This is a genomic window from Lutibacter holmesii (assembly GCF_042679665.1).
In the GTDB taxonomy this organism is placed as follows: Bacteria; Bacteroidota; Bacteroidia; order Flavobacteriales; family Flavobacteriaceae; genus Lutibacter; species Lutibacter holmesii.
The window spans coordinates 890,513-901,651 of record NZ_JBHTMV010000003.1 but is presented as its reverse complement, the minus strand read 5'-3'; the positions used below and the strand labels follow the sequence as shown (position 1 = coordinate 901,651).

At 29.4% G+C, this 11,139-nt stretch carries 8 protein-coding genes and 1 other RNA gene; 5 read left to right on the top strand and 4 right to left on the bottom strand.

Translation table 11 applies throughout. From position 1 onward, the window contains the following. Positions 1-101 precede the first annotated feature (101 nt). Positions 102-920 carry a 3-deoxy-8-phosphooctulonate synthase gene (gene kdsA / locus ACFQ5N_RS06760; RefSeq protein ID WP_386808729.1) on the top strand — a complete coding sequence of 273 codons (819 nt, stop codon included), beginning with the start codon at positions 102-104 and terminating at the stop codon, positions 918-920. Between the two features lie 75 nt (positions 921-995). Here kdsA and ACFQ5N_RS06755 read toward each other — a convergent pair whose 3' ends face one another. The 3 genes from ACFQ5N_RS06755 to ACFQ5N_RS06745 form a co-directional block, all read right to left on the bottom strand. Next, the gene (locus tag ACFQ5N_RS06755) at positions 996-3,548 is read right to left on the bottom strand and encodes an adenosylcobalamin-dependent ribonucleoside-diphosphate reductase (protein WP_386808728.1); all 2,553 of its coding nucleotides are present in this window, start codon (positions 3,546-3,548) and stop codon (positions 996-998) included. A gap of 397 nt (positions 3,549-3,945) precedes the next feature. Beyond that, a complete protein-coding gene (locus ACFQ5N_RS06750; protein WP_386808727.1) occupies positions 3,946-4,173 on the bottom strand; it encodes a DUF3820 family protein in 228 nt (75 codons plus the stop codon). Beyond that, entirely contained in the window at positions 4,163-5,365 is a 1,203-nt protein-coding gene (locus ACFQ5N_RS06745; RefSeq protein WP_386808726.1) for an NAD(P)-dependent oxidoreductase, read from the bottom strand. Before ACFQ5N_RS06745 ends, ACFQ5N_RS06750 begins: the two co-directional genes overlap by 11 nt. Before the next feature lie 125 nt (positions 5,366-5,490). Here ACFQ5N_RS06745 and ssrA point away from each other — a divergent pair. Beyond that, positions 5,491-5,884, top strand: a transfer-messenger RNA (tmRNA) gene (gene ssrA, locus ACFQ5N_RS06740). 115 nt (positions 5,885-5,999) lie between these two features. On the opposite strand, the gene ACFQ5N_RS06735 is transcribed toward ssrA, so the two are convergent. Next, positions 6,000-6,380, bottom strand: a complete 381-nt coding sequence (locus ACFQ5N_RS06735) for a hypothetical protein (RefSeq protein ID WP_386808725.1) — start codon at positions 6,378-6,380, stop codon at positions 6,000-6,002. 188 nt (positions 6,381-6,568) lie between these two features. Between ACFQ5N_RS06735 and ACFQ5N_RS06730 the strand changes: the two genes are divergently transcribed. From ACFQ5N_RS06730 to ACFQ5N_RS06720, 3 genes are all read left to right on the top strand, one after another. Next, complete coding sequence (locus ACFQ5N_RS06730) at positions 6,569-9,535, top strand: ligand-binding sensor domain-containing protein (RefSeq protein WP_386808724.1); 2,967 nt, start codon at positions 6,569-6,571, stop codon at positions 9,533-9,535. A 39-nt stretch (positions 9,536-9,574) separates the two neighbouring features. After that, positions 9,575-10,189 (top strand): response regulator transcription factor, encoded by a 615-nt coding sequence (locus ACFQ5N_RS06725; RefSeq protein WP_386808723.1) that lies wholly within the window; start codon positions 9,575-9,577, stop codon positions 10,187-10,189. Between the two features lie 133 nt (positions 10,190-10,322). Continuing rightward, the gene (locus ACFQ5N_RS06720; RefSeq protein ID WP_386808722.1) at positions 10,323-11,138 is read left to right on the top strand and encodes a DUF4189 domain-containing protein; all 816 of its coding nucleotides are present in this window, start codon (positions 10,323-10,325) and stop codon (positions 11,136-11,138) included. Position 11,139 lies beyond the last annotated feature (1 nt).

The window sequence follows — 11,139 nt, the reverse complement described above, 5'->3', positions numbered from 1 at the left end:
TAAATTCAGGTTGACGTTTTACGTCCAATTCATTATATGCCATTTGTTGTGTTTTATCAATTCAACTTTAAAAACTACCTTTGCATAAAAAACAGAAAAAAATGAATTTAAATCTAATTCCAAATATAAAACATACAGATAGTAACAACTTTTTTTTACTTGCCGGACCGTGTGCAATTGAAAGTGAAGCAATGGCTTTACGCATTGCAGAACATATTTTAAAGGTAACGGATACTTTAAAAATTCCGTTTGTTTTTAAAGGTAGTTTTAAAAAAGCCAACAGAAGTAGAATTGATAGTTTTACAGGAATTGGAGATGAAAAAGCATTGAAAATACTTCGTAAAGTTTCAGAAACATTTAACGTACCTACAGTTACAGATATTCATACAAATGAAGATGCTAACAAGGCTGCTGAATATGTAGATGTATTACAAATACCTGCTTTTTTAGTTCGCCAAACCGATTTAGTAGTTGCTGCTGCAAAAACAGGAAAAGTGGTAAATTTAAAGAAAGGACAATTTATGAGTCCGGGGGCAATGCAACACGCTGTTCAAAAAGTAAAAGATGCTGGTAATGAAAAAGCTTGGATAACAGATAGAGGAACTATGTTTGGTTATCAAGATATGATTGTTGATTTTAGAGGTATTCCTGAAATGCAACAATTTGCACCAACCATTTTAGATGTTACACATTCTTTACAACAGCCAAATCAAACAAGTGGTGTTACAGGAGGAAGACCAGATATGATTGAAACAATTGCCAGAGCTGGTGTTGTTGTTGGTGTTGATGGCTTATTTTTAGAAACACATTTTGATCCTTCTACTGCAAAAAGTGATGGTGCAAATATGCTAGATTTACAATATTTAGAAGGCTTATTAACAAATTTAGTAGCCATTAGAAAAACAATTAATAAATTTTAGTTGTTGTTTTAACTCAAAAAAAATCCCTGTAAATAATTTTACAGGGATTTTTTTTGAGTTAAATATATTTAAAACTTATCCACATTTAGTGTCTCCACAGTTTTTACATTTTAAACAACCTTCTTCATAAATTAGTCCTTCAGGATCTCCACACACCGCACATTTTTTATCTGCAGCTTGTGTACCATCTAAAACAAATTGTTTTAAGGTACGCGCAATACCGTTTTTCCAAGTATTGATATTCGTATCGTACATATTTAAATTATTCACCAAATCAACTACATAGGGAATTGGCATTCCGTGACGTAATACACCCGAAATTAATTTGGCATAATTCCAGTATTCTTTATCAAAAGTTCTTGATAACCCTTCTAAAGTAACTTTATAACCTTGTTTATCTTCAAATTGGAAATCGTAACGAGAACCACCTTCTTCATCTTTATTTTTAAGTACCCAACCTTGTTCTAACCAAGTTGGCAATAAAAATGCATCTTCTAATTTACCCGTAAATATTTCGTATGGTCGGTTATTAATTAAACCTACAACAGCTACCCATTTTTCATAATCATTTTGAAAACGAACAACTTTTGCTTCAATTTTCTTTGGTCTTTTAGGGAAAATAGTTTCAGCAAAACAGTCATCTAATTTTTTAGTTTTAGCTTTATCATCGCTTGCTACTAAAATTCCACTTCGAGAACCATCTCTATAAACGGTAATTCCTTTCAATCCTTTTTTCCAAGATTCAATATAAATATCACCTACTAAATCAACCGGAACATCTTTTGCTAAATTAATTGTTGAGCTAATTGAATGCGTTGTGTATTTTTGAACTAATGCTTGCATTTCAATACGTTTTTCCCAGTCAATTTCTGGAGCTGTTGCTCCTGCGTACGGACTTTCACTAATGTCTGTTTCACCAGTAACTTCCATCCATTGTTTTAACTTCGCGTGGTAAACTTCAAACTCTTCAAAAGCGTCTCCCATATCATCAACATAAGCTATTTTAGCTTTTGGATCTTCTTGATTTACTTTTCTTCTTCGTTTGTATGATAATAAAAATACTGGTTCAATACCTGAAGATGTTTGAGCTAACATACTTAAACTTCCTGTAGGTGCTACGGTACTAATAGAAATATTTCTTCTTCCATATTTCATCATTCTTTCGTAAACATCTGGAAATTCTGATTCAACCATTTGAACAAATTCTGATTCGTTTTCAATAGCTGTATCAAACGCATCAAACTGCCCTCTTGTAATGGCCATATCAATGCTACTATCAAATTCACCTTTTAACTTGGTTTTCATAATTTCATCAACCACAGCAATAGCTTCATCTGTATCAAATTTTTTACCCAATGCTGCCATTGCATCAGCTAGAGCTGTAAATCCTAAACCAGTACGTCTTCCTTTTTTACCAGTGTCATATAATAATTTCCAAGTATCAATTTCAACTTGCTTAATTGCATCTGGCTCTTTATCTTGACTTATTTTGTTGAAAATTTTATTAACTGCTTCTAACTCTAAATCTACTAAATCATCCATCAATCGTTGAGATTCATACACCACTTTGTAAAACTTCTCAAAATCAAATGAAGCTTCTTTTGAAAATGGTTTATCTACAAAGCTAAATAAGTTGATTGCAATTAATCTACAACTATCACCACCTTGCATTGCTATTTCAGAACAAGGATTGGTAGAGCTATTTTTAAATCCTGGGTAAATTGAAGATGTTGAATAATGGTGCTGACGATCCCAAAAAATTAAACCTGGTTCAGCTGTATTATGAGCACATTTAATAATTGTTTCCCATAATTCTTTAGCTTTTATTGTTTTTGTATACGTAGGTGTTTCGCTTTCAATTGGCCAACGTAAGGTATATTCATCATCATTTACTACGGCTTTCATAAACTCATCTGATAAACGTAATGAAATATTTGCGCCTGTAATTTTTGATAAATCTTGTTTAATTGTCACAAACTCTTCAATATCTGGATGTGCAATATCCATTGTAAGCATTAAAGCACCTCTTCTACCGTTTTGAGCAACTTCACGTGTTGTATTTGAAAAACGATCCATAAAAGAAACCGCACCTGTTGTTGAACCCGCTGAGTTTGAAACCTGAGCTCCTCTTGGTCGTAAATTTGATAAATCAACTCCAACTCCACATCTTCTTTTAAACAATTGTGCTAATTGCTCATCCGTATGAAAAATTCCTCCATAAGAGTCATATACAGGTGGAACAACCACACAGTTAGATAAAGAAGCAATTACATTTTTATTTCCTAAAGAAGACATAACACTTCCTTGAGGAATAATGTATTTAAAATCTTTAAATAAACCATAAATACCTTCTTCTGATAAAAAATCACGTGTTTTCCCGTATTCTGAAAGTCCTTCAACACTTAATTCTTTGCCTTTATAATTCTGTTCAATTCTTCCAAATTCAACAGCCATTCTTTTATGCATTTGATCAGGTGTAGCTTCTAAAAATTCACCTTTATTAGTTTTCACGGCGTATTTATTCATCCATGTGGTTGCAGCTAACTCATCTCCTTTAAAGTAGGCTAAACAACTCTCTAATACCTCATTATATTCGTAAATCTTCGGGATCACTAATTCTTCTGTCATTTTTTTTATTCGTTTAAAGTGGTTTGATTTTGTGCGAATAAAATTATTGAATAAATAAACCTATTTGGTCTTTTACTACAATTAGTAATTAACATTTTTATGTTGAAAAGTTATTTAGCCTTTATATTTTTACTTAATTGAAAGTAAAATATAACCTATAACGTTAGAATATGATTATTTTACAAGACTTTACAGATATTAGAACAATTATTAATTTAGTTGCTCAAATCTTTTTTTTGTGAATTCTAATTAATTTTTGTTTCGGTTTATTTAAAATTTGGTACAATTTTTGGAAAACATTTAATTAATTTGTATCAAACAATTTTATTTAATTAGATGAATTATTGTTCAATTTATTTATAAATTAAAAACTACTTCAATATTTATAAGAAGAAAACTAGGTTTTAAAAGTTCTAAGCTTTCTCACCAAATCTTCCAATCCGTTTAGTTTTAATTCATAAACCAACTGCAATTGATTTCCTAATTTACCTTTTGGAAATCCTTTGTTATTGTACCAAACAATATAATGTTCGGGTAAATCAATTAAATACCTACCTTTAAATTTTCCAAAAGGCATTTTAGTATTTGCTAAAACTTCTAAAGAATGTTGTTGATTATTTTCCATCAACAAAATCTTGCAAATAACTAAAACGTTCAGTTAATTTTCCGTTTTGTGTCATTCTTGCACGTTGTAAAATGCCATCTTTATCATTATTGAAAAAAGCTGGAATTACATGTTCTGAAAAGCTTTTACCAAAACCTTCAGAAGCATCTTTAGGTAATTCACAAGGCAAATTATCTACAGCCATAACTGCAATAGCACTAGGTTTTCTAAAATCAACTTCTTGTTCGCTTTTTGCCAAATATCCATAAATTGGTCTTGCAATAATTGACGGACGAATGGTTGAAGCAACTGGTCCATCAATATCACAACTTATATCAGCTACTACTTTTATATTAAAATCTTCAGATTTTGCATCATCGCGTGTGAAAATATAAGGCGAACCGCTTCCGTAGAAATGACAAGCAATATACATATCTGACACTTTGGCAAAGCGCATAAAATTACTATTATACTCTTTAGCATTATCAAAAAAATCTTGCTCGTTTTTTACTTGACCATCTTTTCTAATATTGTAATCTAACACATCAATTTGCACATAAACAGGTTCGTTAAAACGCTCATTTAAATACTCATTTACGGTTACTTCACGTATATTCATACCATCAAGCATTTCTTTTGCCCCGTTGCTTACACGACCTTTACCTGTAAGTACAATTTTAATGTTTGGTAATTGAATTTTATTTAGCTCTTGAATCAGCATTTTTTGGTTATGAAGTTCTGTTGCTTTAGGTAAATTAAATAAATTAAACTTCAAACCGTAGGTTCTAAAACCATTGTAAGCACCCACAATACCAGCATATCTTCCAAAGGCAACTAACCTTGTGTTATTTTTATTTACAATTACTTCGTGATCATATAACTCAATATTTTTAGCCAACACTTCTTGCAATAAATCGCGATTATATGCTTGTTTTTTTATAGTATGTGAAAAGAAAAAATACTTTTTATTAGGAATTAATTTTTCTTTTAATACCTCTTTTACACCTAAAAGAACATCACAATCTGAAACATCATCAACCACTTCAAACCCTTTCTCAGTGTATTCATTATCAGAAAAAACTCTATCGTTTGAACTTTCTACTTTAATTTCAAGATCAGGAAACTCTTTTACTAATTTTTCACACTCTGCAGGTGACAAAACCACACGTCTATCAGCTGGCATTTTCCACTCTTTAATAATTCCTATCTTCATATTATATTTGGTATAAATTTTGCAACTAATATATTGTGAATTAAAGGAACACACAAATAATTAATTTGGGAGATTTTTTTATACATTTGCCATCCTTATTTTAAGGAATAGTTCATTGATTTATTGGGGACGACTGGTTTTGACTGCAAGGTCAATTAAACTGGAAGCATGTCGAGTTATGAAATTGCACTCGTTAATCTCTATTTCAACTTTTTAAACGGCGAAGATAACTACGCTTTAGCTGCTTAATCTGAATTATAGTAGGATGAGCCTCGGCACACAAGGTGTGCAAGCTAAATGCCCCCTGATAGCCTTGGTTAGCGGCGATCAATTATAGGGCATCGTAAATGTTAACATAGAAATACCATTGTTTCGTTGGTATTTTGAAACTAAAGAAACTAAGTTTAAAGTGGGCTGTTTTCGGTCAGCTTTAAATCGAAAACCAATTGAAAACTAAGCATGTAGAAACCACTTTGGTTGCTTGTTTGGACCCGGGTTCGATTCCCGGCGTCTCCACTATTTTCCTTTTTAATCCTTTGTTTATTAAGGCTCAAACAAAGGATTGATTGATTTTCTGAAATATAACGTTGATTAGTAATTGAATCTATAGAATAAATATCTTTAGGAGTTTCAATTAATAACAATCTTTTTTAGGCCAATTTTCTCTAGGTTCATCTCTTCTAAAAAATGTAACCTTTTTAATATTAATTTCATTCCTTTTCTTATAACTACTCGCTAAATACACACGCTTTTCCCCTTCCTCTACAAAGTCTTTAGTACAATCAATATATTTTTGAGTTTGCTTCCCTTTCACTGTAAAACAAACTAATATTGCATAAATACCTTCAATCTCTGTAGTTTTTGGTTCATGTGCATGAAACTGATTGGGAGTTACTATTAAAGACCAATTTCCATATTCATTGGCTTCAACCGTGTGTTTTATACCATAAATTCTTTGAGCGTTTATGTTTGTTACCCCTATAAATAAGGCAATTACAAGTATTAATTTTTTCATAATTTTAAATAATTTTCAAATTCAAACAAATATTGAATAAATCTAATTTTAGGGCAATACCTAATTGTTGGTATTTTTTGTTTGCTTAATTTTACTATCTTGACTTTTTATTTTCAAGTCTCTATTTAATGAAAAGATTTTTAGTACTCTTTTTAGTACTCTTTACTAATTGTTTATACTCTCAAATAATGAGTTCTACTGATACAATTCATGTCAATTATATTGGTCAGGAACATGGTCTTTTACAATTAAATGTAAAAGATATGGCTTTAGATAAATTAGGCTATTTATGGGTTGGAACCGAAGATGGTTTACACAAATTTAACGGGTACGAGTTTAGTACATATTTACACAATCCTTTAGATAGCACCTCAATAAAAGATGATCATCAAAGAAGTTTACTGTTTACAAACGACACACTTTGGATAGCAACAAACTCAAACGGAATTACAGGTTTTATCCCTTCAAAAAATCACTTTTTCAACCCTTTAAAGAACGATTTAGATATAAATATTAGTTATAAAGTAATTCCTTTAAACAAAGACAACATTGCTTTTAGTGTTAAAAATAATTTCATTCTTTTTAATAAAAAGCTAAAAAAAAGCACTATTATAAAATTACCCAAAAATGTTAAAGAATCTTATATTTCTTCTATTTTAAAAATTGATAAAAATAAATATTGGCTAGGAAGTTCTTTTGGTATTTTAGAATTTAACATTGAAACTAATACAATTAAAAAAACAAATATTTTAACTAATTATCACATACAAAGTATGTATAATAAAGAGAATATTATTTATTTAGGAACTGAAAAAGGCCTATTTACTTACAATACGTTAAAACAACAAGTACAAACAACAACGCTTAATTTTAAAATTAACTGTTTTAACAAGTTAGATAACAACAAGTTTTATATTGGAACAGATACTGGATTATTTTTATACACTATTTCTAAAAAAAGCATCACTCCTTTTGTTTTAAAGCTAAAAGGAAATAAGCTCCAAGAAAAAATTGATATCAATAAAATTATTAATGATGATAAAGGAAACCTATGGATTGGATCAGACGGAGGTGGACTATTTCATTTCAACCAATATCAAAAAAAATTTAACACACTTAAAATATCTTTAAAAGAATATCCATTAATGAACAATATAAGTTCATTTCAATTCTTAAAAGGAAAAGACTCTACTTTATGGATAGGAACAAAACATGGAATTGTAAAATACAACCATAAAAACCAAAAATTTAAACTTTATGAATCTAAAGAAAGTCCATTAATTTATACCATTTCAAAAGATAAAAACAATACTATTTGGGCTGGTGGTTTTACAAGTGGTTTGTTAAAATACAATGTCAATACAGATTCGTTTAAAAAAATAGCAAACCTACCCGATAATGATATTATAGACATTATCCCTATTGATAATAACACGCTTTGGGTTGCTACTTGGGCTGGTGGAATTCATAAATTTAGTATAAAGAACAAACATTTTGAAGAAATTCTATTGAATGGAAAAAGAATTAACAGAGCTAGAACATCTTTAATAGATTCTAAACAAAATATATGGCTTGGTACTGATCAAGGAGTATATAAAATATCTAAATCTGGCGATATTAAAAACTATAACAATGAAGGTGATGACACGAAATTAAGTGGAAATAGAGTTTTTAATATTAAAGAAGATAAAAATGGAAACATTTGGATTGGCACCAATGTAGGTTTAACAAAATTAGATATAGCGCTTGATAAAACCACACTTTATTATAAGCAAAAAGGTTTGCCAAATGACTTTATATACTCCATTTTAATTGCAAAAAACAATGCAATTTGGGTAAGTACTAATTTTGGAATATCTGTTTTAAATACCAAAACAAACGTTTTTAAAAATTACACAACAAGTGATGGATTACAAAATAACGAGTTTAATGGTAAAGCGAGTTACAAAGATGAATTTGACAACTTCTATTTTGGAGGAATATCTGGTGTAAACATTTTTAAAGCAAAGGATATTAAAGAAAATCCATTTGTACCAAATGTTTATATTGAAGCTGTAGATCTATTTAACAAACCAATTAAAAAAAATGAACTCTACAAAAAATCATTAGATTTTAATAGTAACGAAAATGTATTAACTTTTAAGTTTGCTGCATTAAATTATTTAAACCCAGAGAAATGTAATTATACTTATAAAATGGAAGGGTTTGATAATGATTGGAGACCAATAACAACATTTAGAAGCACCACTTACACCAATTTAAACCCGGGAAAATACACCTTTAAAGTAAAAGCTAGTAATGATGTTGGTGTTTGGAACCAGGAACCAGCTGTAATTGAAGTTACAATAATACCTCCTTGGTATCAAACAACTATATTTCGATTAAGTTTTATTGTCATTTTTTTACTAAGTGGTATCTTATTTTATTTATATAAAACAAACAAACTTAAAAGAGACAAGCATAAATTAGAAAAAATAGTTTCTGAAAGGACTTTAGAAATTATAAAAAATAATGAAGACATAAAACAAGCTTACAATGAATCTAAACAGCAACAGGATAGCATTCGTTTTTTAATGAAAGAACTTTCACACCGTGTAAAAAATAATCTTCAAATAATTTCAAGTTTACTAAACATACAAGCAAATACCATAGAAAACCCACAAGCTGTTAACGCTCTAAAAATGGCTAAAAATAGAATTTTAGCAATTGCACATATTGAAAATAAAATATCAATAGAAGAAGAAAACATTAAAATAGATACATTTATAAAAGAATTATCTAACAGTATTATTTATGCTTTTTCTGACAATAACCAAGTAAAATTCAACTTGTCTTACAACCTTTCAAGCGCTTATCTTAAAAATGTAAATACAACCATGATTGGTTTAATTTTAAATGAATTAATTACAAATACTATTAAATATGCCTTTGACACATTTAATCCAGAAAACACCTTAACTATAAATTGTACTATTAAAAACTCTTTTATTATACTTATAATTAGTGATAATGGAAAAGGGTATTCTCAAGAAAATGATTTGAAAACTAGCTCTTTAGGTATTGAATTAGTAAGAGAAATGGTACAACAACTAAATGCCACAATTGAAATAAACAGTACAAAAGGCACTAAAAACATTATTAAAATTCCAATTTAATTAGTAACTTTCTCGTTAATTTATATCCCTCTATTTTAAATGCTTAAAATCTTATTAATTGAAGATGAGTTTATTATTGCCAAAGACATAAAAGTTTTATTAAGTAAAAATAACTTCGCTATAGTAGATTATGCCCGTAATTATAACCAAGCTTTAGACTTATTTTTAAAAAACACCTACAACTTAGTAATCTCCGACATTAATTTAAATGATAAAAAAGATGGCATTGAAATAATTACAGAATTTAGTAAATTAAAAAAAATACCTGTAGTGTATCTTACAGCCTACTCTGATACTGACATTGTTACTCGTGCAGAAAAAACAATGCCTTTTGCCTACATTTTAAAGCCATACAATAATAACCAGTTAATGGCTACCATAAATTTAGCTATTTTAAACTTTAATAAACAAACATCAGCAATACCTAAACAAGCCAAAAATACTTCTAAATTAGAACTATTAACATCACGAGAAAAAGAAGTGTTAGTAACATTATCTTCAGGTAAAATAACTAAAGAAATTGCTGAAGAACTAAATATTTCCGTACATACCGTAGAACAGCATAAAAAAAATATCAAAAAAAAATTGAATCTTACCACAATTGGCGAATTGATAAAATTCACAATGTCATCTGAACTATTCGTTTTTAAATAAACTACATAGATATTTTTTACATTATTACTTCTTACTAAGGATAGGTACATTTTACAAGTTAAATATACCAACAATTGGGTATTGACTACTTTCTGCTATTATATAATTTTACTATAATAAAATAGACAACAAAATGAAAAAACTAATTCAACTAAAAGGCTTTTTATTCTTATCACTTTTTTATTCAATAACTATATTAGCACAAGAAGGACAATATGGAAGTTTAGCAATAGATGCAATTAATGGCAACCAATATGGCTGGGCTGTAAACTACAACACACAAACACAAGCAAATAAAAAAGCCATATCTGAGTGTGAAAAAAATGGAGGTAATAATTGCCATACGGTATTATGGTTTAACGGCGGCTGTGCCGTTTATGTTGTAGACAAAGACAATCCTGGTTTATACGGTTATGGGTACGCTAACACAAAACAAGAAGCAGAAAAAATAGCACGTAAAGAAGCTAGTCTACGCGGCGCAACAAATATTACTGTTCGTGTTTGGGGATGCAATAGTGAGAGTATAAAAAATGCTGAATTATTACCGCCTCAACTACAAGGTACGTTTGTGATGCACTTTACTAAATCTGCAGATTATAAAAAAGCTTTTTTAAGTAATATTTACTATGAGCCTAATGTAATTGAAAAAAGTGGAGATTCTTGGAAATGGACCAGAGGTGCGCAAGAATTGATGACACCAAACTCTGCAAAATTTATGATAAAAGTAAATAATGATTTGTTTAGCTACCTTACACCAAAACAGCGTTTAGTGTTTTTACCTAAAGACAGCAATTTAAATTGGGAAGCCAGTAGTGAGTTTGTGTATTTAAAAAGCAGTTTAAATAACGGAAGCTTACAAGAACGTAAAAAAAGGTTTATAGATTTAAGAGAAGCGTTAAAAAAATCTGTAGAAGCAGATGGTTATAAAATTATAAATATTGAAATTTAAA

Coding starts and splice junctions, on each gene's coding strand:
- kdsA (WP_386808729.1), top strand. CDS start 102: ATGAATTTAAATCTAATTCCAAATATAAAACATACAGATAGTAACAAC.
- ACFQ5N_RS06755 (WP_386808728.1), bottom strand. CDS start 3,548: ATGACAGAAGAATTAGTGATCCCGAAGATTTACGAATATAATGAGGTA.
- ACFQ5N_RS06750 (WP_386808727.1), bottom strand. CDS start 4,173: ATGGAAAATAATCAACAACATTCTTTAGAAGTTTTAGCAAATACTAAA.
- ACFQ5N_RS06745 (WP_386808726.1), bottom strand. CDS start 5,365: ATGAAGATAGGAATTATTAAAGAGTGGAAAATGCCAGCTGATAGACGT.
- ACFQ5N_RS06735 (WP_386808725.1), bottom strand. CDS start 6,380: ATGAAAAAATTAATACTTGTAATTGCCTTATTTATAGGGGTAACAAAC.
- ACFQ5N_RS06730 (WP_386808724.1), top strand. CDS start 6,569: ATGAGTTCTACTGATACAATTCATGTCAATTATATTGGTCAGGAACAT.
- ACFQ5N_RS06725 (WP_386808723.1), top strand. CDS start 9,575: ATGCTTAAAATCTTATTAATTGAAGATGAGTTTATTATTGCCAAAGAC.
- ACFQ5N_RS06720 (WP_386808722.1), top strand. CDS start 10,323: ATGAAAAAACTAATTCAACTAAAAGGCTTTTTATTCTTATCACTTTTT.